Consider the following 24,767-nt stretch of genomic DNA (forward strand, 5'->3'; position numbering starts at 1 on the left):
CCGCCGTGCTTCGACTTGTACCCCAGCGGACCAGCAACGTAACGCAAGACGACAGTTGGACGCTGTTGACGTCCGCCCGAGCCGTCGGGCACGGGACGGTACGCCGGGCGCGCCGGCGTCGAACGGCGGTCGCCAGAGCGCCCGACGAGTCAGAAGACCGGCAGCCCGTCGATGCTCGCCGCGTTCTTTGTGGCCCGGTAGACAGCCAGGTCGTCGGTGGTGCGACGGGAGTGTGAGGTGAGTAACAGGTCGCGTTCGGCGCGGAAGTCCATCAATGGCACCGCGAAGCCGCAGGAGTCGCTGACCCGTTCCACCTCGACGATGATCACGGCCCGGACGGCGTGCACGTCCGGCGGCGCGGGAAACTCGGCGAGCCGGTCGGCGAAGTCGTCCTCGGTCACCGCCACGCTGCGGCCCCGGCCCTGCAACCGGACGATCTTCGGCGGCCCGTCGAAGGCGCAGAACATCAGCGTGATCCGGCCGTTGTCCCGCAGGTGGGCGATGGTCTCCGCCCCGCTGCCGTGATAGTCGAGGTAGGCCACCCGGTGCGGGCCGAGGACCACGAACGTGCCCCGCATGCCCTTCGGGGAGACGTTCACATGCCCCTCGGCACCGGACGCCGCGGTCGCCACGAAGAAGACCGGCTGGTCCGCGATGAAGTCACGTAGTCGAGAATCGATCTCCGGATAGACCTTGCCCATGCGGCGATCCTCCCACCGGCCCCACCACCCGTCGGGGCGACCTAGCTCACACCGCTGGCCAGCCGCTCGGCGGCGGCCCGGACCAGCGCCGTGATCGGCCGCGGCTCCTTCTCGTTCTCCGGATGCCACTGCACGCCCAGCACGAACGGCCGCGTCGGGTCCTCGACGGCCTCGATCACGTCGTCCTCCGCCCACCCGGTGACCGCGAGTCGACCGGGATCGGCGACCGCCTGGTGGTGGTACGAGTTGACCCGGTCCACCCCGGCCAGCACCGTCGCGGCCAGGCTCCCCGGCGCGAACCGTGCCGGATGGGTCCCGTAGACGCCGGGCGCCGGCCGGTGCCCCTCGTGGCCGACCACGTCGGGCAGGTGCTGGTGCAGGGTGCCGCCGTAGGCGACGGCAAGCAACTGCATGCCCCGGCACACGCCCAGCACCGGCAGCCCGGCGGCGAGCGCGGCGGCCAACAACACCAGCTCACCGGCGTCCCGCTCCGGCCGATCCTCGGTACGCGGGTCGGGCCGCTGGCCGTAGCGCCCGGGACCCACGTCCGCGCCGCCGGCCAGCAGCAGCCCGTCGAGGACGGCCACCACGTCCGCGTCCACGTCGTCCGGCGGCAGGACCACCGCGCGGCCACCCGCGGCCGTCACCGCCCGGGCGTACGCCTCCGGCACCAGCACGGCCCGTACGCCCTGCCAGCTCGCCCAGGCGGCGGGCTCGACGTACGCGCTGATCCCGATCAGCGGCCGCCGCCGGGCCGGCGCCGTTCGCGACCGCGGGGCTCGCACGACCGGTGTGCTCACAGCGGTGTGACGTACGCGCCCGTGATGCCGCCGTCGACCACGAACTGCGCGGCGGTCATGAACGAGGCGTCGTCGCTGGCCAGGAACGCCACCGCGGCGGCGATCTCCTCGGGCTGCCCGAAGCGTCCCATCGGCACGTGCACGAGCCGGCGGGCGGCCCGCTCCGGGTCGGCGGCGAACAGCTCCAGCAGCAACGGGGTGGCCACCGGGCCGGGACAGAGCGCGTTGACCCGGATGCCCTCGCGGGCGAACTGCACACCCAGCTCCCGGGTCATCGCCAGCACCCCGCCCTTGCTCGCGGTGTACGCGATCTGTGACGTCGCCGCGCCCATCAGCGCCACGAACGACGCCGTGTTGATGATCGAGCCCTTGCCCTGGCGGCGCATGTGTGGAATGGCGTACTTACAGCAGAGGTAGACGCTCGTGGTGTTGACCCGGAGCACCCGCTCCCACGCGTCGAGGCCGGTGTCCAGGATGGAGTCGTCGTCCGGGGGTGAGATGCCGGCGTTGTTGAACGCGACGTCCACCCGACCGTGTCGGTCGGCCACCCCGTCGAACAGGTCGCGTACCGCCGACTCGTCGGCCACGTCGGTGGCCACGAACTCACCACCGCACTCCTCGGCGGCCCTCGTGCCGGCCGCCGCGTCGATGTCCACGCAGACCACCCGGGCGCCCTCGGCGGCGAACCGCCGCACGGTGGCCAACCCGATGCCGCTGCCCGCTCCGGTGACCACGGCCACCCGGTCCTGCAACCGACCCTGCACAGGCGTCACTCCTCTGTCGCGATGAACACGTTCTTGACGTCGGTGAAGGAGTGCAGCGCGTCCGGGCCCAGCTCACGGCCGAGCCCGGAACGCTTCATCCCGCCGAACGGGGTCCAGTAGCGCACCGAGGAGTGCGAGTTGACGCTGAGGTTGCCGGAGTCGACGGCACGGGCCAGGCGGAGTGCCCGCCCCACGTCCCGGGTCCAGATGGAGCCGGAGAGCCCGTACTCGGTGTCGTTGGCGAGCCGGACCGCGTCGGCCTCGTCGTCGAACGGCAGCACCGAGACCACCGGGCCGAAGATCTCCTCCCGCCAGTGCCGGTCGGCCGGTGAGTCGGCGAGCAGCACCGTGGGCGCGTGCCAGAAGCCGGGGCCGTCGGGGCAGGAGCCGGTGAAGGCGACCCGCGCGTCGGGCAGGTAGCCGGCGACCCGGTCCCGCTGGGCCGCGGAGATCAGCGGACCCATCTCGGCGGTCTCCCGGGACGGGTCCTCCACCCGGAAGGCGCGTACCGCAGGTTCGAGCAGTGCCAGGAACCTGTCGTACACCGAACGCTGGACCAGGATCCGCGACCGGGCGCAGCAGTCCTGGCCGGCGTTGTCGAAGACCGCGCCCGGCGCGGTCGCGGCGGCGCGTTCCAGGTCGGCGTCGGCGAACACGATGTTCGCGCTCTTGCCGCCCAGTTCCAGGGTGAGTCGCTTCACCTGGGCCGCGCAGCCGGCCATGATCCGGGTGCCGACCTCGGTGGAGCCGGTGAAGCAGATCTTGCGGACCGCCGGGTGGCTGACGAAGCGCTCCCCCACCACCGCACCCGCACCGGGTACGACGGTGAACACGTCGTCGGGCAGACCCGCCTCGCGGGCCAGCTCGGCCAACCGCAGCGCGGTGAGCGGGGTCAACTCGGCGGGCTTGAGCACCACCGTGTTGCCGGCGGCGAGGGCCGGGACGAACCCCCAGGCGGCGATCGGCATGGGGAAGTTCCACGGCACGATCACGCCGACCACGCCGAGTGGCTCGTGGAAGGTGACGTCCCACCCGCCCGGCACCGGGATCTGCCGCCCGGTCAGCCGCTCGGGCGCCCCGGCGTAGTAGTCGAGGACGTCGCGGACGTTGCCGGCCTCCCACCTGGCGTTGCCGATGGTGTGCCCGGAGTTGCGCACCTCCAGCGCGGCCAACTCGTCCAGGTGGGCGTCGACCACGGCGGCGAACCGCCGCAGCAACCGCGCCCGATCCCCCGCGGCGACGAGACGCCACGTCTCGAAGGCCGAGGCAGCCCGCGAGATCGCCCCGTCGACGTCAGCCACCGACGCCGCAGGAACCTCGCGAAACCCAACCCCGCTCGCCGGATCCACGACAACGCTCACGCCCCAACCCACCCTTCCTCCACGCGATCTTGCACTTACTGCCCCGACATCAGCGACGATTCACCACAGAACGGCGACACACAGTGCAAGATCGTGGCGGCGGCGGGGGGCTGCGGGTCAGAGGCGTTCGAAGCCACGGGTCAGCTCCCAGTCCGTCACCGCCGCGTCGAACGCGGCCAGTTCTACCCTCGCCTGGTTGGCGTAGTGGGCTACCACCTCGGGGCCGAACGCCTCCTGGGCCACCGTGGAGTTCTCCCACAGGGTCAGGGCGTCGCGCAGGGTGCCGGGGACGCGCTCGGCCTCCGGGTCGTCGTACGCGTTGCCGGTGCACTCCGCGCCCAGCTCCAGCTCGCCGTCGATGCCGTGCAGCGCGCCCGCCACCAGCCCGGCGATCGCCAGGTACGGGTTGACGTCGGCGCCGGGCACCCGGTTCTCCACCCGCATGCCCTGCCCGTGCCCGACGACCCGCAGCGCGCAGGTGCGGTTGTCCACGCCCCAGCGCAGCGCGGTCGGGGCGAACGAGCCGGGTTGGTAGCGCTTGTAGGAGTTGATGTTGGGGGCGAACAGCAGGCTGAACTCCCGCATGGTGGCGAGCAGCCCGGCGAGCACGCGCTGCCCGGTCGGTGACAGGTGCGCCGGCCCGTCGCCGAGCATCGCCGAGTCACCGAAGCTGTCGCGCAACGAGAAGTGGATGTGGCAGGAGTTGCCCTCCCGCTCGTTCGGCTTGGCCATGAAGGTGATCGCCATCCCCTCCTGGGCGGCGATCTCCTTGGCCCCGTTCTTGTAGATGACGTGGTGGTCGGCGCAGGCGACCGCCTCGTCGTAGCGGAAGGCGATCTCGTGCTGGCCGAGGTTGCACTCGCCCTTGGCGCTCTCCGGCGTGAGCCCGGCGCCGGCCATCTCGGTGCGGATCCGGCGCAGCAGCGGCTCCACCCGGGCGGTGCCGAGCAGCGAGTAGTCCACGTTGTACTGGTTTGCCGGGGTGAGGTCGCGGTAGCCGCGCCGCCAGGCATCCTCGTACGAGTCGCGGAACAGCACGAACTCCAGCTCGGTGCCGGCGTACGCGGTCAGCCCGTGCTCGGCCAGCCGGTCCAGTTGCCGTCGCAGGATCTGCCGGGGCGAGGCGACCACGTCTCCGGAGCCGTCGAGCCAGGCCAGGTCGGCCAGCAGCAACGCGGAGCCCGACTGCCAGGGCATCCGGCGCAACGTGGCGAAGTCCGGCACCATCGCGAAGTCACCGTAGCCGCGTTCCCAGCTCGACATCGCGTACCCGTCGACGGTGTTCATGTCGACGTCGACGGCGAGCAGATAGTTGCAGCCCTCGCTGCCGTTGGCGACCACCTGGTCGAGGAAGAAGGGCGCGTGGAACCGTTTGCCCTGCAACCGACCCTGCATGTCGACAAGGGCCAGCACCACCGTGTCGATCTCACCGTCGGCGACAGCGACCCGCAGTTGTTCAAGCGTGAACGGAGCTTTCGTCATGCGCGGGCCTCCATCACCAAGGTCTACTGGCAAACCGGATCACCGTCAATGCCCCCGGCGGCACCCGCGGCAAACCCGACGGCCACCGGGCGGGACGGACGGCGCCGTCCGTCCCGCCCGGTGGCCGGTCAGACCGGGTCGTCGGCCGGCGCCGGGTCGGTCACCCCCGCCGACTCCTCGACGGTACGGACCGGGCCGGTGAACCACCTGCGGGCCGAGGCGTACCACCAGACGGCGACCACGAGCAGCACCCCGCCGACGGCGAGTGGCGCGTAGTTCACGGCCGACCAGGTGAAGCCGTCGTTGCCGGGCACCCCGGCGGGGACGATCGGCAACACGAAGTAGACGGCGATGACCGCGATCTCGATCACCGCGATCCAGCCCAGCAGCCTGTACTTCCGCCCCAGCGTCCACGGGCCGGGCACGAACCGGTCGCCCATCCGCAGTCGCAACGCGATCGGGATGAGGAAGGACAGGTACAGCCCGAGCACCGCCACGGAGACCACCGCGTAGAAGGCGATCGGGATGCCGGCCGAGCTTTCGTAGAGCGCCGGCAGGGTCAGCACCAGGCCGGCCACCGTGGCGCCGATGATCGCGTTGACCGGGGTGCCGTTGCGGTCGACTGTCGACCAGAGCCGCCAGCCCGGCACCGCCCGGTCCCGGCTGAACGCGTACGCCATGCGGCTCATCGACGTCACGCAGCTCATGCCGCAGAAGAACTGGCCGATCGTGGAGATGATGATGACGATCTTGAAGAAGACCGGGGTCAGCGCCGACTCGAAGATGGCGCCGGAGAACCCGCCCGCCGCGTTGACCGCCTCGACGTCGGTGGCCGCGAAGAGGAACGCCAGCAGCAGGATCCAACCGCCGACCGCCGAATAGAAGATCGACTGCCAGAGCCCCCGCGCGGCGGCCTGCGACGCGCCCCGGGTCTCCTCGGAGACGTGCGCGCAGGCGTCGAAGCCGGTGATCGTGTACTGGGTCAGCAGGAAGCCCAGCGGCAGCACGTAGAACCAGAACGTCAGTCCGCCGATGTCCCCGTCACCGAAGCCGGAGTTGTTGAACCGCTCGGTGAACACGAACTGGAAGCTCTGGTGGTTGTCGGGCACGAGGACCAGGATGGCCACCACGACGGCCGCGCCGGCCACGTGCCACCAGACCGAGACGTTCTGGAGTACGTCGATGATCCGGTGCCCGAAGATGTTGATCAGGCCGTGCAGGATCAGGATGATCACGAAGAGCACGAACGCCTGTCGCAGCGTCCCGGCCCAGCCGTCGAAGAGCGCCGACAGGGTGAGGTTGAGAAACGTCGCGCAGCCGTAGTCGACCGAGGCGGTGACCGCCACCAGACCGATCAGGTTCAACCAGCCGGTGAACCAGCCGTGCACCGGGCGACCCATGGTGGCCGCCCACCAGTAGATCCCGCCCGCGGTCGGGTACGCCGACACCAGCTCCGCCATGCAGAAGCCGATGATCAGGATGAACAGCGAGATCAGCGGCCAGCCCCAGGAGATGGCGACCGGCCCGCCGTTGTTCCACGCCTGGCCGAAGGTGGTGAAGCAGCCGGCCAGGATCGAGATGATCGAGAACGAGATGGCGAAGTTGGAGAAGCCGCTCCACTTGCGGCGCAACTCCTGTTTGTAGCCGAGTTCGGCGAGCCGTCGGGCGTCGTCGTCCATCGGTTGCTCGGCGGTCGGCACGGGCGTCGTGGCCACTGCACACCTCCCTGAGGTGGTTCCGCGTGCGAGTGCGCAAAGTGTCGTCCCGGCTGATCAAGACGGTCAATACGTCGCGGGTGGGAAACTCTCCGCCGGAGGGCTAATTGCGTTGCCGGCCGGCCGCTCCGACCCGCATCCTTGACCCCGTGACCAGGCCCGATCCAGGGGCCGCTCCCGGGCGCTCGGACCGCCCGGACCACGGCGCGGGGCACGCCTCTCTCTCACGTACGGCTCATCGCCGTACCCAAAAAAGTGCCCCGCGCCCGCCCCGGCGCGCGCCCGCCCGCCCCGCGCGCGCCCCGGCGCGCGCGCCCGCCCGCCCCGCGCGCGTCGATCTTGCAGTTTCTGTCGTCGATTTCTGCGGGTATGCCCCATATATCGCGGCAGAAAGTGCAAGATCGCGGAGGAGAGGGGCGGGTCTGGGAGTTTGGGGGTCAGGTCAGGAGGAGGCCGGTCACCCAGAGGGCCGCGACGGTCAGACCGGCCAGGAACTCCACGAGCATCGACAGGCCGACCGCCTTGAGGGCCTGCACCGTGGACGGCCAGGCGAGCCGGTTGCTGCCCAGCCGCAGCCGCTCCGCCGCCCACACCCCGGCGACGAAGCCGAGCACCAGCCCGACGACCGGCACCACGAAGAACCCGATGACGCCGAGCACCCCGCCGGCGAGCAGGGTGGACATCGGCACGCCGGTGTTCTTCAGGTTGCGGCCCGGCCACGCGTACTTGATCACGGTGCCGCCCGCCGCGACGACAGTGGCGGCCGCGAACACCGCCCAACCACCCACCCCGGCGCCGCCGAAGATCGCCCAGACCAGCACGCCGCCCCAGCACAGTGGCAACGCCGGCAGACCCGGCACCACCACGCCGGCCAGTCCGGCCAGGATGGCCAGCCCGGCCACCACTGTCACCGCCGTCTGCGAATCCGTCAGGTCCACGCCGTCACCCTCCATCGCCGCCAACCGAGCCAACCGGACCGTGGGGACCCCTCGCGCACGCCGTCCTGCGGGCGGTCCACCGTGGCGCGCCCGCGCCGGCCGCCGGCAACCCGATCCCCGCTCACGCCGCCCCGCCCCGCAGCCGCGCGGTGATCGCGTCGGCCGGGACCGGGGCGCCGAAGTACCGGCCCTGCCCGGTGTCGCACCGTAGCGCCCGCAGCCGTTCGGCCTGCACGCCGGTCTCGACCGCCTCGGCGGTGACCCACAGCTCCAGGGCGTGCGCCAACCGGACCAACGCATCGACGATCCGTTCGTCGCGGTGGTCGGCCGCGACGTCGGTCCCGTCGGCGCGGATCCCCTCCACGAACGGGCCGGCGAGCTTCAGCGAGTGGATCGGCAACCGCCGCAGGTACGCGAGGTTCGAGTAACCGGTGCCGAAGTCGTCCACGGCCAGCCGGACGCCGAGCGCGGCGAGCCGATGCAGGCTGCGCAGCGGCTCACCGGCGCTGCCCATCACGGCGCTCTCGGTCAGCTCCAACTGGAGCAGGTCGGCGGGCAGGCCGCTGGTGTGCAGCACGTCGGCCACCGTGTCCACGATCGCCGGGTCGTCGGCCTGCCGCGCCGCCAGGTTGACGCTGACCACCAGCCGGGCGTCGGGGAACTCCCGCCGCCACCGCTCGGCGTCCTGACAGGCCCGCCGCAGCACCCACTCGCCGAGCCGGACGATCAGGCCGGTCTCCTCGGCCAGGCCGATGAACCCGTCCGGCCCGAGCAGGCCCAACTCCGGGTGCTCCCACCGGACCAACGCCTCCACCGCGAGCATCGTGCCCTCCAGCAGCGACACGATCGGCTGGTAGTGCAGCACGAACTCGCCCCGGTCCAGTGCGGCCGGCAGCCCGGCGACAAGTGCCGACCGGGCGATGTCCCGGGCGCTGCGCTCCGGGTCGTAGACCGCCCAGCGGCCCCGGCCCGCCCCCTTGGCCCAGTAGAGCGTGGTGTCCGCCGCCTTCATCAGCTCGGACGGGGTGGTCTCCGCCGCCGGGCACTGCACGATGCCCACGCTGGCCGTCACGGCCAACTGGTGGTCACCGACGTGCACCGGGGCCGCGACGGCGGCCAACGCGGACTCCGCGACGGCCACCGCGTCGTCGATGTCGTCCCCGCCGTCGACCAGGATCACGAACTCGTCGCCACCCATCCGGGCGACCAGGTGGCCGTGGTCGGCCACGCACGCGGCCAGCCTGCGGCCGATCATCACCAGCAGCCGGTCGCCGAGGTCGTGGCCGAGGCTGTCGTTGATCGCCTTGAAGCCGTCCAGGTCGAGGAAGCACACCCCGACCCGCTGCCCGGTGCCCGCGCCGTCGAGGACCCGGCCCAGCGTCTCGAAGAACAACGTCCGGTTGGGCAGCCCGGTCAGCGGGTCGTGCAGCGCCTGGAAACGCAGCCGCTGCTGGAGTTCGTACCGCTGGGTGATGTCCTCGATCATCGCGACGGTGAACCGGGGTCGCCCGTCGCCGTGCCGGATCAGCGAGACGGCCAGATCCGTCCAGACGACGCTGCCGTCCTTGCGGTGGTAGCGCTTCTCCACCCGGGCGGCGTCCTGCTTGCCGTCGATCAGCTCCTGGTAGAGCTCCCACATCCCGGCGGCGTCGTCGGCGTGGAACAGCGCCGCCACGTTGCTGCCGCGCAACTCCTCGATCGAGTAGCCGAGCATGTCGGCGAACGCCTGGTTGACGTCGATGATCTGACCGTCCACGCCGGCGATGCCGATGCCGATCGCGGCCCCGGTGAAGACCGCCCGGAAGCGGGCCTCACTGTCGCGCAGTGCCTGCTCGACCCGGTCCCGTGCCTGCCAGGCGGACCTGGCGATCTGCTCCTGCTGGCTGAACGTGCGGTCGCGCAGCGCGCGGGCGAACCCGGCGGCCAGCCCGCCCTGCAGCGCCGCGATCCGCTCGGTCAGGTCCGCCGGCTCATCGACGGTGGAGAGCACCCGGCCCGGGAAGTCCGTACCGAGGGCGCGCAGCGTCCAGTCCAGGGCCTGCGGCGCGGTGAGGTGCGCCTCGACAAGCGCCCGACCGACCTCCTCCGCCGGTTCGACACGGAACGGTTCCGCCCGCACCGCCTGCGCCAACCGGTTCGTGTGCGCCAGCAGCAGCCGCTCGGTCTCGGTCACGCTGAGCGGCACGAAACCGAGGCGGCGGATCGCGCGGGCCCAGTCGGCGGCGTACCCCTGGGCATCGGCCCGGCCGACGGAGTCCGGGACGGCGGTCATGTCGATCAGCCGGCGGGCTGGTCGTACCGGGCGACGCCACCGAAGGCGCCGAACCGTTCCGGGTGCTCGTCCACGTCCGACGGTGAGTCCGGACGCCAGAGCGGCATGTGCACCACGCCCGGTTCGAGGACCGTCCAGTCGCCGAAGAAGCCGGTGACCTGCGCACGGGAGCGCAGGGTGATCTCGGTGTCGGTCCGTGCGGAGAGCCGCTGGGCGTCCAGCATTTCCTGTGGCTGGTCCTCGAAGGTGGAGTGCGAGACGACCAGGAAGCTGCCCGGCGCGGCGACGGCCCGCAGGGTGGTCAGGATCTCCTCGGGCCGGTCGCGGTCCGGGATGAAGTGCACCACCCCGGCCAGCAGGATGCCCATCGGCCGGCTGAAGTCGATGAGCCCGAGCTGCCGGGTCGCGGCGAGGATCCGCTCCGGCTCGCGCAGGTCGGCGTGGATGACACCTGTCAACTCGTTGCCGGCGAGCAACTCCCGGCTGTGGGCGACCGCCACCGGGTCGATGTCGACGTAGACCACGCGGGCCTTCGGGTTGACCGCCTGGGCCACCTCGTGCACGTTGCCGACAGTGGGTATTCCGGAGCCGATGTCGAGGAACTGGTCGATACCGGCGTCGAGGAGCACCCGGACGGCCCGCCGCAGGAACTCCCGGCCGGACCGCATGGTGGCGGCGAGGTTCGGGGTCATGCTGGCGATCTGCTCGGCCAGTTGCCTGTCGATCTCGAAGTTGTGCGCCCCGCCCAGGAAATAGTCGTACACCCGGGCCGCGCTCGGCCTGGTCAGATCGATCTCGGTCGGCAGTCCGTCCGGCATCAGCGTGCTCCCCAGTTCATCGCCGCGGCGCGGGACGGCACCGGCGTCGACGGGCGTTCGCGAGCACCGGCCGACCCGCGGGTCGTGTGGTGTGCACCACTCTAGGCGGCTGACTCCAGGATCAGCGAGATGCCTTGACCGACGCCGATGCACATGGTGGCCAACGCCCGGCGGCCGCCGCGACGGCGCAGCTCCAGGGCGGCCGTCAGCGCCAGCCGCGCGCCGCTCGCGCCGAGCGGGTGCCCCAGCGCGATGGCCCCGCCGTTCGGGTTGACGTGCTCGGCATCCACGGGCAGGCCCAGCTCCCGCAACACCGCCACGGACTGCGCGGCGAACGCCTCGTTCAGCTCCACCACGTCCACCGCGCCCACCTCGACGCCCACCCGGTCGAGCAGCTTGCGGGTGGCCGGCACCGGGCCGATTCCCATGATCCGGGGCGGCACGCCGGCCACCGCCGCACCGCCGATGCGGGCCAGCGGGGTGAGGCCGTACCGGTGCACCGCCGCCTCGCTGGCCACCAGCAGCGCGACCGCGCCGTCGTTGACGCCCGAGGAGTTGCCGGCGGTGACCGTGCCGCCGTCGCGGAACGGGGTGGGCAGCCCGGCCAGCTTCTCCAGCGTGGTCTCCCGGGGGTGCTCGTCGACCTCGACCAGCCGGGTCTCGCGCCGGCCGGCCGGCACGGACACCGCCACGATCTCCTCGGCGAACCGGCCGTCGGCCTGCGCCTTGGCGGCGCGCTGCTGGGAGCGGTACGCGAAGGCGTCCTGCTCGGCCCGGCTCACGCCGTACTCGGCGGCCACGTTCTCCGCCGTCTCCGGCATCGAGTCGACGCCCCACCCGTCGCGCATCAACGGGTTGACCAGCCGCCAGCCCAGTGTGGTGTCGTACACCTCGGCCGAGCGGGAGTACGCCGACGTCGCCTTCGGCATGACGAACGGCGCCCGGCTCATGCTCTCCACCCCACCGGCGATCATCAGCTCCGCGTCCCCGGACACGACGGCTCGGGCGGCGATGGCGAGGGCGTCCAGGCCCGAGCCGCAGAGCCGGTTGACAGTGCTGCCCGGCACCTCCTCGGGCAGGCCGGCCAGCAGCGCCGCCATCCGGGCCACGTTGCGGTTGTCCTCGCCGGCCTGGTTGGCGCAGCCGAGCACGACGTCGTCCACCCGCGCCCAGTCCACCGACGGGTGGCGGGCGACCAGTTCACGGATCACGTACGCGGCCAGGTCGTCGGGGCGGACGGCGGCCAGCGCGCCCGCGTACCGGCCGATCGGGGTGCGGACACCGGCCACCAGGTATGCCACGGTCATCGCGAGTCCTTCGGGGTGCAGACGGCGGGGGGTGGGCACGCCCACCGGGTCGCGGGGGCTGCCGGCCGCCAGGATATCCGCGCCGGCAACGGATAGGTTGACGGCATGGCTCGGGCCCAGTTCAGCGCAGAGACCAGTGGCGGCGGCGCGTTCGTCCGCCAGCCCAACCGCTTCACCGGGCGGGTCACCGCCGACTCGACCTCCCCGCCCGGCGGCGGTCCGGACGAGCAGGACCGCTGGCCCCTGGAGGCCGGCCGCTACCGGTTGATCTGGTGCCGGGCCTGCCCGTGGGCGCACCGGGCGAGGATCGTGCGCGGCCTGCTCGGGTTGGACGACGCGATCTCGCTGGGCACCGTCGACCCGATCCGTGACGAGCGGGGCTGGGCGTTCGCCCTCGACCCGGACGGCTTCGACCCGGTCCTCGGCGTCGGGTTCCTCTCCGAGGCGTACCTGGCCACCGACCCGGACTACACCGGCCGGGTGACCGTGCCGGCGCTCGTCGACACGCTCACCGGCCGGGTGGTCACCAACGACTATCCGCAGCTCACCCTCGACTTCTCCACCGAGTGGCGGTCCCTGCACGCGCCCGACGCGCCGGATCTGTATCCGGTCGCGCTGCGCCCCGAGCTGGACGCGTTGATGGCCGAGATCCACGCGGACGTCAACAACGGCGTCTACCGGTGCGGGTTCGCCACCTCCCAGGAGGCGTACGACGAGGCGTTCCGGGCGCTCTTCGCCCGGCTGGACGCGCTGTCCGAGCGGCTGGCCGGGCAGCGCTACCTGATGGGTGACGCGATCACCGAGGCCGATGTGCGGCTGTTCACCACGCTTGTCCGCTTCGACGCCGCCTACCACGGCCACTTCAAGTGCAACCGCAGCAAGCTGACCGAGATGCCGGTCCTGTGGGCGTACGCCCGGGATCTCTTCCAGACCCCGGGCTTCGGCGAGACGGTGGACTTCGACCACATCAAGCGGCACTACTACGGCACCCACCGGCAGATCAACCCGAGCGGCATCGTGCCACTCGGGCCGGACGAGTCCGGTTGGCACACGCCACACGGGCGTGGCTGAGCCGGGTCGTCCCGGCACCACGACCGCGCCGAGGTCCGGTGCGGACGTCGCCCGCCGGGCCGCCGGTTCCGCCGCGGCGGGTTGCGCGCTCGCGGGCGCGGTGGCGGTGACGGTCGCCGTGGTCGCCGGTCCCGGTCCCGGTCTCACCGGGTACGTCAGCGAGGCCGGCATCGCCGGCAGTGGACACGCCGCGACGTACCGGATCGGAGTCCTCGCCCTGGCCGCCGCATTGCTGTTGATCGGCGCCGCGCTGCCTCCCGGGGTGTGGTCGGCGGCGCCGGCGCTGCTCGCCACCGGCGCCGTGTTCGCGGCGGTCTCCGGCGCGGTGACCTGCTCCACCGGCTGCCCACTGCCGCCGTTCGAGCGCGCCACGACCGCGGATCTGGTGCACGGCGGCGCGAGCATCGCGGCCACCGCGTCGGTGGTCTTCGCCATGCTCGCGCTCGCCGTGTCCGGGTCGGTCGGCACGGCGGTGCGTCGCCTGGCCGGTGGGAGCGCCGCGCTGGCCCTGCCACTCTGCGCGACGGTCGGGCTGTGCATGCTCGTCGTCGGCCGGGGCGCGGTGGTGGGCGTGCTGGAACGGGTGGTCCTCGTGCTGCTCGTGGCCTGGGGTCTCGCCACCGCCACCACCCTGGCCCTGGACCGCGGGCAGGCACGCTCCCAGTAAGGATCCTCACGCCGACCGCTCCTTGCGATACCCGGCCAGCGGCGTATTCTCGCCTAGCGATGACAAATGTCTGGGGCCTCACCGTCCGCCTGTATGTCGATCTCCGACTGCAGGCCAGCGGCATCTGTCCGGGCTAGCTGCGCTTCCACGCCTGCCCCGATCAGACCCGGACAATTGGATAGATTCCTCATGCCCTTCAGCCTGCGCAAGATTCCCTTCTCCGTGCAGATCCTGCTCGGCCTCGTGCTCGGCGTCGCGCTGGGCTTCCTGGCCCGCGCCAACGACCTGAGCTGGCTGACCAGCACCCTGCACACCGTCGGTGGCCTCTTCATCCAGCTCCTCAAGCTGGCCGTACCGCCGCTGGTCTTCACCGCCATCGTGGTCAGCGTCGTCAGCCTGCGCGGCGTGGCCAACGCCGCCCGGCTCGCCCTCAAGACCCTGATGTGGTTCGGCATCACCGCGCTGATCGCGGTGAGCATCGGCATCGGCATCGGCCTGCTCACCAACCCGGGCAAGGGCGTGTCCCTCGACGTGGGTGGCGCGACACCGCCGAAGAACACCGGCTCGTGGACCGACTTCCTCACCGGCATCGTGCCCACCAACCCGGTCGGCGCGTTCGTCGAGGGCAACGTCCTGCAGATCGTCTTCCTCGCCCTCGTCGTCGGTGCCGCGGCCCTGCTGGTCGGCGACGCCGCCGAACCGTTCGTCGCGTTGAACCGCTCCCTGCTGGAGATCGTCCAGAAGGCGCTCTGGTGGGTCATCCGCCTCGCCCCGATCGGCACCCTCGGTCTGATCGGCAACGCCGTCGCCTCGTACGGCTGGGACCTGCTGGCCCCCCTCGCGAAGTTCACCACCGCCGTCTACGTCGGCTGCGCCATCGTGCTGTTCGTGGTCTACCCGCTGGTGCTGATCCTCGCCGGCCGCCTCAACCCGCTGCGCTTCTTCGCCGGCGCCTGGCCGGCGATCGAGCTGGCCTTCGTGTCGCGCTCCTCGGTCGGCACCATGCCGGTGACGCAGCGCTCCGTCGAGCGGCTCGGCGTCCCCCGCGAGTACGCCTCGTTCGCGGTGCCCTTCGGCGCCACCACGAAGATGGACGGTTGCGCCGCCATCTACCCGGCCCTCGCCGCGATCTTCGTGGCCCAGGTGTTCGGCGTGCACCTCGGCGTCACCGACTACCTGCTCATCGCGTTCGTCTCGGTGGTCGGCTCGGCGGCCACCGCCGGCCTGACCGGCGCGATCGTGATGCTCACCCTGACCCTCAGCACGCTGGGCCTACCGCTGGCGGGCGCCGGTCTGCTGCTGGCCATCGACCCGATCCTGGACATGATCCGCACCGCCACCAACGTGGCCGGGCAGGCCCTGGTGCCGACAGTCGTCGCCGCCCGCGAGGGCACCCTCGACCGGGTCGCGTACGAGTCCGCCGGTCGTCGCGACCTGATCGACCCGGAGCCGGCCACCGAGCCCCGGCCGGATCGGCACGACGAGCTGACTCCTGTTCCCGCCTGACCGGAGCACACCGACGGCGACCGGCCCCTCCCCGGAGGGGCCGGTCGCCGTCTTCGAGAGGATGACCCCCATGAGTTCCCTGTTCACTCCCCTGGCCCTGCGTGCCGTCACCCTGCCCAACCGGGTCGCCATGGCGCCGATGTGCCAGTACTCCGCCGGCCCGGACGGTCTGCCGACCGACTGGCACCTGATCCACCTCGGCAGCCGCGCGGTGGGTGGCGCCGGGCTGGTGCTGACCGAGGCGACCGCGGTGCTCCCCGAGGGGCGGATCAGCCCGCAGGACACCGGGCTGTGGTCCGGCGCGCACGTCGACGCGTGGCGGCCGGTGACCGCGTTCGTGGCCGCCCACGGCGCGGTGCCGGCCGTGCAGCTCGCGCACGCCGGGTTCAAGGCCTCCACCTACCGGCCGTGGGCGCCGGAGCGCGGTGGCGTGCCGGACGCCGAGGGCGGCTGGACGCCCACCGCCCCCGGCGCGGAGCCGTTCACCGCCGGCTACCGGACGCCGACCGCCCTCGACGAGGCCGGCATCGCCGGTGTGGTCGAGGCGTTCGCGGCCGGAGCCGAACGCGCGCTGGCCGCCGGCTTCGCCGCCGTGGAGATCCACGCCGCGCACGGTTACCTGCTCAACGAGTTCCTCTCACCGCTGACCAACACGCGCACCGACGGCTACGGCGGCGACCGGACCGCCCGGATGCGACTCACCCTGGAGGTGGCCCGCGCGGTACGCGCCGCGGTGGGCGAGGACGTGCCGGTGCTGACCCGCATCTCGGCCACCGACTGGGTCGAGGGCGGCTGGACGATCGAGGACAGCGTGGTGCTCGCCGGTGAGCTGGCCGGCGTCGGCGTCGACCTGGTCGACACCTCCTCCGGTGGCGTCAGCACGGACCAGCGCATCCCGCTCGGCCCCGGCTACCAGGTGCCGCTGGCCGCCCAGATCCGCCGCGAGGCGGGCGTGCCCACCGGCGCGGTGGGCCTGATCGTCGAGCCCGAGCACGCCGAGCAGATCATCGCGGGCGGCGAGGCCGACCTGGTGCTGCTGGGCCGGGAGCTGCTGCGCGACCCGTACTGGCCGCGCCGGGCCGCCGCCAAGCTCGGCGTCGTCTACTCCGGGCCGCCGCAGTACGCCCGCGCCTGATCCCCGCCGCTCGGACGGCTGCCGGGACCGGCAGCCGTCCGAGGGGGTCAGCCCGCCAGGTGCGACCAGTCGCCCTCCAGGTCCTGCCACCTGCCCTGGGCGGCCACCGTGCCACCGAGCAGCACCACCACGTGGTCGGCGCGGACCAGCGCGGCGCGCTTCGCGGTCGAGCCGACCACCGTCACCCCGTGTCCGCGCAACGCCTGCCACAACGCCAGCTCGGTGGTGACGTCGAGCGCCGACGACACGTCGTCGGCGACCAACAGTTCGGTACGCGGCGCCAGCGCCCGAGCCAACGCCAACCGCTGCAACTGCCCACCGGAGAGCCTCGTGCCCTTGTGCCCGATGAGCAGACCCAGCCCACCGCCGGCGGCGGCCAGGTCGTGGTCGAGCTGGGCGGTGCTGACCGCGTCGGCGGCGTCCACCTGGTGCCCGAGCGCGATGTTGTCGGCGACAGTGCCGGACAGCACCCGGGGCAGCTGACCGACGTAGCCGACCTGGTTGGGTCGCAGGAACAGCTCCGGCTCGGTGACCGGGTCGCCGTTCCAGGCCAGCTCACCGGTGTGGTGCACGATCCCGGCCAGCGCCCGCAGCAGCGAGGACTTGCCCGAACCCACCGGCCCGACGACAAGCACCAACTGCCCCCGCCGCACGGTCAGGTCCACGTTGCGGACGGCCACCGTGCCGTCGGAGTGCACCACCCCGAAACCGCGCAGCTCCAGCCGTCGCAACGGATGCCGCGGCGCGGGCGTCGGCGCGGGCGCCGTCCCGGCGGCCAGGTCGACCGCGGCAACCCCCGCGGAGTACGCGCTCACGCCGGTCATCGCCACGGTGCGCCGCGTCCAGACCCGCGCCGACGGTAGCTGGGAGATCAACGAGGCGGTGGTCCAGGCGAACCAGCGCGCCGCGCCCAACGTGGAGACGGCCACCAGCACCGCCCCGGCGGAGAGCGAGCCGCTCAGGTAGAGCGCCCACGCGCCGATCGGCAACAGGCCGCTGGCCATCGACGGCGTGGAGCGCGCCCACACCTGCACGGAGATCTCCCGCCGCTGCCGGTCACTGCGCAGCACGTCCAGGCTTGCCAGGTGGCGCAGCACCGCGGTGGTCGCGCCGGCGAGCTTCACCGTCCGCGCCCCGGAGAGCGCGGAGACCAGCGCCGTGGCGAAGGCGGCCCGCGCCGCCACCGTCGCCCGTGCCGCACGTTCGAGTTTCGGCCCGAACAGCGTCGCGGCCAGCCCGGAGACGACCATCGTGCCGAGGAAGAACAGCCCCGGTACGACGCTGCCGGTGACCGCCGTCATGGCGACCACCAGGACCAGCGCGACGGCCTGGTCCAGCACGTTGTCGGCGAGCTGGACCACCCGCTCGGTGTCACCGCCCTGCGCCACGACCTCCGCCGGGGTGTGCGAGCTGACCCGGCGCGGCCCGGTCTGGCCGTGCACCAGGCGCAGGCCGATCCGCAGCATCTGCCGTACCCACCAGTGCGGGAACCAGACGTGCGTGTAATACGGCAGCGGCAGCGTGATCAGCAGTCCGGCCACGATTCCGATCGCCGGCAGGTACGCGTTGCCCGTCCCGTCGACCAGGTCGGCCCAGAGCCAGGGCAGCACCGGGCCGTCCAGGCCGAGCAGGCTGAGCCCGAGGAACAACCCGATCGCGGCAAGCCCGTACCGGGGATCGTTGATGCAGAGCCGGACGATCTCCCGCAGCGTCCGGGCCGGCGGCACGGGTGGCAGCGGCGGCGGGTCGGCCCGCGTCGGCGTCCCCGTGCCCTGCGTACTGTCGGGCGATGTCTCCCCGGTGGCCCGCCCATTCGGCTCGGCCCGCGTGGGCACCCGCGCACTCGGCCAGGCGGTGACCTGCTCGTTCGGCGCGACCGGTTCGGCCCGCGCGGGCGGCGGCGCACTCGGCCAGGCGGTGACCTGCTCGTTCGGCGCGACCGGTTCCGCCCGCGCGGGCGGCGGCGCGGTCGGCCAGTCGTCGGCGGGGCCGGGACCGACCAGCAGGTCGGTGCCGCCGGCACGGACGGTCGGCGCCACCGCGGCGTACGCGGCGGCGTGGCTGGTCGCCAGCAGTTCGGCGAAACGCGTCGACGTCTCCAGTGGACCGGCCTCGACCACCGCGCCGTCGGCCAGCACCACCACCTCGTCGCAGCGGCGCACGGAGGAGAGCCGGTGGGCGATGACGATGCCGATCCGGTCGCGCAGCAGTCGTTCGGTGGCCCGCTGCACCCGCGCCTCGGTGACCGGGTCCAGACGCGCGGTTGCCTCGTCGAGGATCACCACATGCGGGTCACGGACCAGGATCCGGGCGAACGCCACCAACTGCTCCTGACCTGCGGAGAGCACGTGCCCGCCCTCCCCCAGCCGGGTGTCCAACCCGTCCGGCAACTCGGCGATCCAGCCCGCCAGGCCCAGCTCGTCGAGTGCCCTCGCCGCGGCGTCGAGCAGCTCCGGGTCGTAGAGCGCGACGTTCTCCGCGAGAGTGCCGGCCAGGATCTCGGTACGCTGCGGCACCAGTGCCACCCAGCGGCGCAACTGCTCGACGTCGAGGTCGCACAGGTCGGTGCCGCCGAGGAAGACCGCGCCCGACGGCACGTCGACAGCCCTGGTGAGCACCTTCGCCAACGTCGACTTGCCCGAACCGGTCCGCCCGATGAGCGCGTACGAGCGTCCGCGCGCGAAGGTGAGGCTGAGCCCGCGCAGCGCGGCCCCCCGGCCACCCTCGGGGCCGCTCACCTCGTATTCGAAGGTCAGGTCGCGGAGGCGCAGGTCACCCTCGGTCGGGCTGGCGCCGCCGACGGGCTCCTGCCGGGCCTTGTGCAGCAACTGCACCCGAGCCCACGCGCCCAGCGCCTCCTGGATCTCCGGCACCATCCGGCTGACGTGTTCCGCGGTGGCCCCGAAGGCCAGGGCGAGCAGCCAGATCGCGGTGAGCCGGGCGGCGTCGATCCGGTCGGTGGTCAACGCCCACGCCCCGCCGAGCACCACCGCACCGATGCCGGCCCGGATCGTCGCGGTGGCGGCCGAGGCAACCCGGGCGGACAACACCCAGACCAGGCCGCCCCGGGACAGCACGGCGGCGGCCCGCCGGGCATAGAGCCGCAGCACGTACGGTCGGGCCAGGCTGGTGCGTACGTCGTCCTGGCCGTGCACCGCCTCCTCCATCACGGCGGCCAGGTCGGACCACGCCTCCTCCTCGCGCATCCGGGCCGGGGCGATCCGCGCCGTGGGCCCGCGCAGGCCGGCCGCGAGCAGCACGGTGAGCAGCAGCATCGCGACCCCGGCCGGCCACCACACGGCCAACGCCACGATCATCGACAGCAGGCCGACGCAGAGGCCCTGGGCGAGCCGGGTGCCCTGGTTACGGATCCCCGACGCCACCTGGTAGACGTCCCCGTCGATCCGGTCGAGCAGCTCACCCACCGGGGTGGTCTCCAGGGTCGGCAGGTCCTGCCCGAGAGCGACCTGGCAGAGCCGGCGGCGTACGTCGGCGGACCAGTCCGCGGTCAGACCGGCCATCAGCAGGCTCACCGCGAGGTCGCTGAGCACCACCGCGACCAGCGCCGCGGCCAACACGGCGAAGAAGCCCGCCGACCGGTGCACCAGCACCGCGCCGGCCAGCGCCGAAGCGCCCGCCTGGCCGGCGGCGCCGAGCACGATCAGGACGGCCACGACCGTCATCCGACGTGCCGAGGTGCCCCACAGATCACGGAGCAGGCGCATGGAAGTCCTCCGGATGTGGGGTGGCGGAGACTTCAGCCTGGTGGCGCGGACGCCCAGATTCAACCGAATTTCCGGCCCTGAGCAGGGCATCAACCATCCGGGCCAGCACCATCACCTCGGTTTCCGTGACGTCGCGGTGTCAACCCGTCCCGGATACCGCGATCTTCATGAAGTCGAGCGGATCATGCCCGGTGGGGTGGTCTGGGGCCGATGTCCGGCGTGCCGGCGTGGGCGAACCGGGCCGTTGCGTCGTTTGTCCGGTTCGGGGCCGTCTGGCCTGTGACCGGGCGCACCGACAGGCCGGAATGATGGCCGGGGCGGGGTCGTTACACACCCTGACGATCGCAGCACCACCGGCTCCGCCACCCCGCTCGCCGGGGTTGGGCCGCCGGTAGGGGTTCGGAATGCCGGCCCCGGCCCGATCGTTGAAGACTCCGCCGAGCACCCCGCTCCATCGGGTGCCACGGGATGGGCCGCCCCCGGAATGACCCCGGCCCCCCGGTCGTTACAGATGGACCGGCGCCACAAGCCCCCGCTTGTAAGTCGCCCCCCCGCTTGCAGGTCGCCGCCCCCGGGCGCCGTGAGCCTCTGGGCTTGCCCCGCAAAGACTTTTCTCCGTTTGTGCAGCGCCGGACGAGGTGCTCACACCCTGCCGCTTTCCCCCTGGCGCTGGGTGTTTCCTACCCCCGAAGGAGCTACCCCCATGAACACGATCATGCGTAAGAGCGTGCTGTCCGTTGCTGGTCTCGCGTTCGCCGGTGGTGTCTTCGCCGGCCCGATCGCCGCCCACGCCGCCACCACGGTCGACACCAAGCCGGCCGCCGCCGCGGTGCAGACCACTGCGCCGAAGCCGCAGGGCGACCAGTCGCACATCACCCTGAACGATGAGCAGACCGCCAACGTCAAGGCGATCATCGCCGCGACGAAGAAGGCCGGCCTGCCCGAGCGCGCCGCGGTCATCTCGATCGCGACGAGCCTGCAGGAGTCGAAGCTGGACAACCTGGGCCACCTCGGCGACGCCAACGACCACGACTCGCTGGGCCTGTTCCAGCAGCGCCCCAGCTCGGGTTGGGGTACGCCGGAGCAGATCACCAACCCGGAGTACTCCACCACCGCGTTCCTCAAGGGCCTGCGTCAGGTTGACGGCTGGCAGGACATGGCACTGACCGACGCCGCGCAGACCGTCCAGGTCTCCGCCTACCCCGACGCGTACGCCCAGTGGGAGCAGCAGGCCACCGACCTGGTCAACCAGCACTGGAACAGCTGACCCCCGCACGGCACCACCGCACCGCACCATCGCGCACGGCACCACCGCACGACCGCACCGCAGCACGACCACATGACACCGACCGCTGGCCGGCGCCCCGTAACTCGGGGTGCCGGCCAGCGGCGTTTCCGGGTCTGGCCGGCATGACGAACGGCGACGCGCCCGCTGCCCGGCACTACCCCCGCCCGATTGGCGACTGCGAGGAGATCTTGGACAGTTTCCGTTACGGCGTTACGGCGTAACGGAAACTGTTCAAGATCTCCGGTAATGCGCGGCGCGCGGGCACGGCGCACGGCGCACGGGCACGGGCACGGCGCACGGCGCACGGGCACGGGCACGGCGCACGGCGCACGGCGCACGGGCACGGCGCGCGGCGCTCCGGCGAAGCGCGGAGCGGTCAGAAGAGGACCGTGGCGAGGGTGCCGATCGGCTGGAAGCCGCAGCGCTCGTAGACCCGGCGGGCTGGGAGGTTGAAGTCGTTGACGTACAGGCTGACGGTGGGGGCGACCCGCAGCAGCGCGTCGCGGACCACGGCTGCCATGGCGGCCGTCGCGATTCCTCGACCCCGCCACTCGGGTGCCACCCAGACGCCCTGGACCTGCGCCGTCCGCTTGGTGACGACGGCCAGCTCGGCCTTGAACACGACCTTGCCGTCGACGAAGCGGGCGTACGCCCGACCGGCCCGGACCAGGTCGTTGACCCGTCGGCGGTAACTGCGTCCGGCGTCCTCGGCCAGCGGGGAGACGCCGACCTCCTCGGTGTACATGGCCACCGCGGCGGGGAAGAGCCGATCGACCTCGCCGGAGCGGACCTGGCGTACCTCCGGGTCGGCCGGTACGGGTGGCAGGGTGTCGGTGGCCAGCAGTGGCTGGTTGGGGCGGACGTCCCGCGCTGGCCCCCACGTGTCGGAGAGGCGGTCCCACAGCCCGAGCACCGCATCGGCTCGGCCGACGATCGAGGAGCAGAGCCGTTCCTCGCCGGCGAGGAGGTCGGCGAAGGCGGCTACCGCGGCGTCGGTCGCCAGCACCGGCGTGAGGTTGCCGCCGAGCCAGCACAGTGATTCGAGGTTGCGGCGCGCGCCGTACCCCAGGATTCTGCCCTCGGCCCGCCACCAGGACAGCCCGCGCGCGGCGATCCGCTCGGCGACCTGCGCGCCCGCGAACGGGTCATGGTCGAGTAGACGCTCGACCGCGCGGCGCTCCGATTCCCCCAGTTGGCGTACCGGCACCGTCAGCACGCCTACCAGCCTGCCAGATCGACCCCCCGCTTCGCCGGTCGAGTGGCAAGGCCGGCACCGGCTCGGCCGGCGCGCTTGTCGGCCGGGTCCGCCCGGCCCACCTGACGACCGGGGGCACCAGTGCCCCGAGCAGGAGAAACAGGGCACCGAGCACCAACCAGCCCGGTACGCCCCAGCCGAGCGCGAGGGTGGTCACCACCACCGGCGCGAGCATCTTGCCCAGTTCGTAACCCATGCCGTACGTCCCCTGGTACTGCCCCTGGGCGTCGGCCGGCGCCAGCCCGAAGGAGATGCCCCAGCCGGCGGCGGAGTGCCACAGCTCGCCGGTCACGTGGGCGATCGCCCCGACGCCGAGCAGGCTCACCGCGCCGACGGTGGGCAGTGCGCCGCTGGCGGCGAAGAGTACGCAGGCCAGGGCGATGGCCACGCCCGCGCGACGGGCGGCGCGGGCGGCTCCGGGCAGTGTGGTGGCGCTCCGCGCGGCGCGGACCTGGAGGAGCACCACGAGCACCGTGTTGACAAGCGTCAGCGCGGAGATCATCCAGATCGGCGCGTTGGTGTGCCCGGCGATCCACAGCGGCAGGGCGATGGTGAGCAGGCTGAAGTGCATGGACATCAGCCCGTCGACGAGGGTGAAGGCGAGGAACGGGCGGTCCCGCAGGGCGATCAGTCGGGGGCCGTGCGTCGGGGCGGCGATCGGGGCGACGCTGGGCAGGCGGAGGAAGATCGTCGCCGCGGCCAGGGATGCCGCCGCGGCGGTGAGGATCAGCGCGACGTAGCCGGTTCGGGTGTCGGCGGCGATGGCGAAGCCGCCGAGGACCGCGCCGACGGAGATCCCGACGTTCGTGGTGGCCCGCAGGTAGGCGCGGGTGCGTACCCGTTGGTCTGCGGGGATCGCTCCGGCGATCAGCGCGCCCCGGGCGCCGCGCTCGATGGCGTCGGCGAGCGCCGTGGCGGCTCCGACGAGCACGAACGTGGGGAACGAGCGTACGGCGATCAGACCTGTGGTCAGGGTGCCGGCGGCGAACAGTGCGCCGACCTGCACGCCGCGGGGGCCGACGCGGTCGGCCAGGTAGCCGCTCGGTGTGCTGGCCAGTACGCCGACGAGGGCCGAGATGGTCAGACCGATGCCCACCTGGGTCGCCGACAGGCCGACCGAGCGGGTGAGGAAGAGCGCGCTCGCGACGAGCCAGAGCCCTCGGCCGACGGTCTTGACCAGGGTGCCGATGGTGAGGACGCGGGCCGGGCCCGGTGGGGGAAGCAGGCGCATGACCGGGACGCTAGCAAGACGTACGTACGGTTTGCAATTAAAGCCTTGTCGCCGACGCGTTGAAGACTTGTCGCCGATGCGTTGCCGATATATCGTTGATGCATCAGCGACAGTACGAAGAGAGGAAGAACCCCATGCGGTTCCACCGACAGCACCACCAGATGCACGAGGCCCGGATGCGCGGATTCGGCTTCCCGCCGATCCCGCCCGGCCCGCACGAGCACGGACACGGCGGCCCCTGGGGCGGGCGAGGCCGTGGCCGGGGTCGGGGCCGACGCCCCAACGTCCGAGCCGCCGTGCTGGCCCTGCTCACCGAGCGGCCGATGCACGGCTACGAGATGATCCAGGAGATCGACTCCCGCACCGGCGGTGCGTGGCGGCCGAGTCCGGGCTCCATCTACCCCACTCTCCAACTGCTGGAGGACGAGGGTGTGATCGTCGCCAGCACGGAGGAGTCCGGCGGCGGGCGGAAGCGGTTCACGGTCACCGAGGCCGGCCAGGCCGAGGCCACCGAAGCCGCGCAGACCCCGGCGTGGGCGGACGTCGCCCAGGGCACCGTGAGCAGTTGGCACGACATCCGCGACTCCGGTGCGCAGGCGATGAACGCCCTGCGTCAGGTGATGATGAACGGCACCGACGACCAGCGCGAGCGGGCCGCCCAGGTGCTCGACGAGACCCGGCGCAAGCTGTACGCGATCCTCGCCGAATCCGAGTGAACCGAAGCGCACGAC

General features: G+C 72.4%; 19 protein-coding genes. 6 read left to right on the forward strand and 13 right to left on the reverse strand.

The genetic code is table 11. From position 1 onward, the window contains the following. Positions 1–149: 149 nt before the first annotated feature. The 10 genes from ACPXBU_RS28990 to pcaF form a co-directional block, all read right to left on the reverse strand. A complete protein-coding gene (locus ACPXBU_RS28990) occupies positions 150–701 on the reverse strand; it encodes a pyridoxamine 5'-phosphate oxidase family protein (protein ID WP_393375198.1) in 552 nt (183 codons plus the stop codon). 41 nt (positions 702–742) lie between these two features. After that, positions 743–1,486, reverse strand: a complete 744-nt coding sequence (locus ACPXBU_RS28995) for a gamma-glutamyl-gamma-aminobutyrate hydrolase family protein (RefSeq protein WP_393375196.1) — start codon at positions 1,484–1,486, stop codon at positions 743–745. A gap of 11 nt (positions 1,487–1,497) precedes the next feature. After that, complete coding sequence (locus tag ACPXBU_RS29000; protein ID WP_393375194.1) at positions 1,498–2,265, reverse strand: 3-oxoacyl-ACP reductase; 768 nt, start codon at positions 2,263–2,265, stop codon at positions 1,498–1,500. Positions 2,266–2,270: 5 nt separating this feature from the next. Further along, positions 2,271–3,626, reverse strand: coding sequence for an aldehyde dehydrogenase family protein (locus tag ACPXBU_RS29005; protein ID WP_425760536.1), 1,356 nt, complete (start codon positions 3,624–3,626; stop codon positions 2,271–2,273). Between the two features lie 117 nt (positions 3,627–3,743). Next, positions 3,744–5,108 carry a glutamine synthetase family protein gene (locus ACPXBU_RS29010; RefSeq protein ID WP_425760537.1) on the reverse strand — a complete coding sequence of 455 codons (1,365 nt, stop codon included), beginning with the start codon at positions 5,106–5,108 and terminating at the stop codon, positions 3,744–3,746. A gap of 128 nt (positions 5,109–5,236) precedes the next feature. Beyond that, a complete protein-coding gene (locus ACPXBU_RS29015; protein WP_393375187.1) occupies positions 5,237–6,823 on the reverse strand; it encodes an amino acid permease in 1,587 nt (528 codons plus the stop codon). A 437-nt stretch (positions 6,824–7,260) separates the two neighbouring features. Continuing rightward, a complete protein-coding gene (locus ACPXBU_RS29020; protein WP_393375184.1) occupies positions 7,261–7,761 on the reverse strand; it encodes a DUF456 domain-containing protein in 501 nt (166 codons plus the stop codon). A 121-nt stretch (positions 7,762–7,882) separates the two neighbouring features. Then, the gene (locus tag ACPXBU_RS29025; RefSeq protein ID WP_425760540.1) at positions 7,883–10,033 is read right to left on the reverse strand and encodes a putative bifunctional diguanylate cyclase/phosphodiesterase; all 2,151 of its coding nucleotides are present in this window, start codon (positions 10,031–10,033) and stop codon (positions 7,883–7,885) included. 5 nt (positions 10,034–10,038) lie between these two features. Then, on the reverse strand, positions 10,039–10,851 hold the full coding sequence (locus ACPXBU_RS29030) for an SAM-dependent methyltransferase (protein WP_425760542.1): 813 nt from the start codon (positions 10,849–10,851) through the stop codon (positions 10,039–10,041). A gap of 101 nt (positions 10,852–10,952) precedes the next feature. Further along, on the reverse strand, positions 10,953–12,158 hold the full coding sequence (gene pcaF, locus ACPXBU_RS29035) for a 3-oxoadipyl-CoA thiolase (RefSeq protein ID WP_425760544.1): 1,206 nt from the start codon (positions 12,156–12,158) through the stop codon (positions 10,953–10,955). A gap of 105 nt (positions 12,159–12,263) precedes the next feature. Here pcaF and ACPXBU_RS29040 point away from each other — a divergent pair, with 105 nt between their 5' ends. The 4 genes from ACPXBU_RS29040 to ACPXBU_RS29055 all read left to right on the forward strand — a co-directional run bounded on the left by ACPXBU_RS29040 (position 12,264) and on the right by ACPXBU_RS29055 (position 16,537). Continuing rightward, positions 12,264–13,229, forward strand: coding sequence for a glutathione S-transferase family protein (locus tag ACPXBU_RS29040; RefSeq protein WP_393375175.1), 966 nt, complete (start codon positions 12,264–12,266; stop codon positions 13,227–13,229). After that, positions 13,222–13,896 (forward strand): DUF998 domain-containing protein, encoded by a 675-nt coding sequence (locus ACPXBU_RS29045; RefSeq protein ID WP_425760547.1) that lies wholly within the window; start codon positions 13,222–13,224, stop codon positions 13,894–13,896. The genes ACPXBU_RS29040 and ACPXBU_RS29045 overlap by 8 nt, the downstream gene beginning before the upstream one ends. Before the next feature lie 201 nt (positions 13,897–14,097). Then, positions 14,098–15,402 carry a dicarboxylate/amino acid:cation symporter gene (locus ACPXBU_RS29050; RefSeq protein ID WP_393375427.1) on the forward strand — a complete coding sequence of 435 codons (1,305 nt, stop codon included), beginning with the start codon at positions 14,098–14,100 and terminating at the stop codon, positions 15,400–15,402. 70 nt (positions 15,403–15,472) lie between these two features. Beyond that, entirely contained in the window at positions 15,473–16,537 is a 1,065-nt protein-coding gene (locus tag ACPXBU_RS29055; protein WP_425760549.1) for an NADH:flavin oxidoreductase/NADH oxidase, read from the forward strand. A gap of 47 nt (positions 16,538–16,584) precedes the next feature. Here the strand turns inward: ACPXBU_RS29055 and ACPXBU_RS29060 are convergent, their stop codons facing one another. Next, positions 16,585–20,262: an ATP-binding cassette domain-containing protein gene (locus tag ACPXBU_RS29060; protein WP_425760551.1), complete on the reverse strand. Its 3,678-nt coding sequence runs from the start codon at positions 20,260–20,262 to the stop codon at positions 16,585–16,587. 703 nt (positions 20,263–20,965) lie between these two features. On the opposite strand from ACPXBU_RS29060, the gene ACPXBU_RS29065 reads away from it, so the two are divergent. Further along, positions 20,966–21,529, forward strand: coding sequence for a hypothetical protein (locus ACPXBU_RS29065; protein WP_425760553.1), 564 nt, complete (start codon positions 20,966–20,968; stop codon positions 21,527–21,529). Positions 21,530–21,926: 397 nt separating this feature from the next. On the opposite strand, the gene ACPXBU_RS29070 is transcribed toward ACPXBU_RS29065, so the two are convergent. Together ACPXBU_RS29070 and ACPXBU_RS29075 are read right to left on the reverse strand one after the other, a co-directional pair. Next, positions 21,927–22,766 (reverse strand): GNAT family N-acetyltransferase, encoded by an 840-nt coding sequence (locus ACPXBU_RS29070; RefSeq protein WP_393373065.1) that lies wholly within the window; start codon positions 22,764–22,766, stop codon positions 21,927–21,929. Beyond that, positions 22,696–24,036 (reverse strand): MFS transporter, encoded by a 1,341-nt coding sequence (locus ACPXBU_RS29075; protein WP_425760555.1) that lies wholly within the window; start codon positions 24,034–24,036, stop codon positions 22,696–22,698. The genes ACPXBU_RS29070 and ACPXBU_RS29075 overlap by 71 nt, the downstream gene beginning before the upstream one ends. A gap of 134 nt (positions 24,037–24,170) precedes the next feature. Here ACPXBU_RS29075 and ACPXBU_RS29080 point away from each other — a divergent pair, with 134 nt between their 5' ends. Further along, positions 24,171–24,752 carry a PadR family transcriptional regulator gene (locus ACPXBU_RS29080; RefSeq protein WP_425760557.1) on the forward strand — a complete coding sequence of 194 codons (582 nt, stop codon included), beginning with the start codon at positions 24,171–24,173 and terminating at the stop codon, positions 24,750–24,752. The last annotated feature ends 15 nt before the right edge of the window (positions 24,753–24,767 follow it).

The organism is Micromonospora sp. DT231 (assembly GCF_049847025.1).
Lineage (GTDB): Bacteria > Actinomycetota > Actinomycetes > Mycobacteriales > Micromonosporaceae > Micromonospora.

Bases quoted from the DNA above. Each gene is read 5' to 3' on its own strand.
- ACPXBU_RS29065 (WP_425760553.1), top strand. From the start codon at position 20,966: ATGAACACGATCATGCGTAAGAGCGTGCTGTCCGTTGCTGGTCTCGCG.
- ACPXBU_RS29075 (WP_425760555.1), bottom strand. From the start codon at position 24,036: ATGCGCCTGCTTCCCCCACCGGGCCCGGCCCGCGTCCTCACCATCGGC.
- ACPXBU_RS29040 (WP_393375175.1), top strand. From the start codon at position 12,264: ATGGCTCGGGCCCAGTTCAGCGCAGAGACCAGTGGCGGCGGCGCGTTC.
- ACPXBU_RS29025 (WP_425760540.1), bottom strand. From the start codon at position 10,033: ATGACCGCCGTCCCGGACTCCGTCGGCCGGGCCGATGCCCAGGGGTAC.
- ACPXBU_RS29060 (WP_425760551.1), bottom strand. From the start codon at position 20,262: ATGCGCCTGCTCCGTGATCTGTGGGGCACCTCGGCACGTCGGATGACG.
- pcaF (WP_425760544.1), bottom strand. From the start codon at position 12,158: ATGACCGTGGCATACCTGGTGGCCGGTGTCCGCACCCCGATCGGCCGG.
- ACPXBU_RS28990 (WP_393375198.1), bottom strand. From the start codon at position 701: ATGGGCAAGGTCTATCCGGAGATCGATTCTCGACTACGTGACTTCATC.
- ACPXBU_RS29055 (WP_425760549.1), top strand. From the start codon at position 15,473: ATGAGTTCCCTGTTCACTCCCCTGGCCCTGCGTGCCGTCACCCTGCCC.
- ACPXBU_RS29080 (WP_425760557.1), top strand. From the start codon at position 24,171: ATGCGGTTCCACCGACAGCACCACCAGATGCACGAGGCCCGGATGCGC.
- ACPXBU_RS29010 (WP_425760537.1), bottom strand. From the start codon at position 5,108: ATGACGAAAGCTCCGTTCACGCTTGAACAACTGCGGGTCGCTGTCGCC.
- ACPXBU_RS29030 (WP_425760542.1), bottom strand. From the start codon at position 10,851: ATGCCGGACGGACTGCCGACCGAGATCGATCTGACCAGGCCGAGCGCG.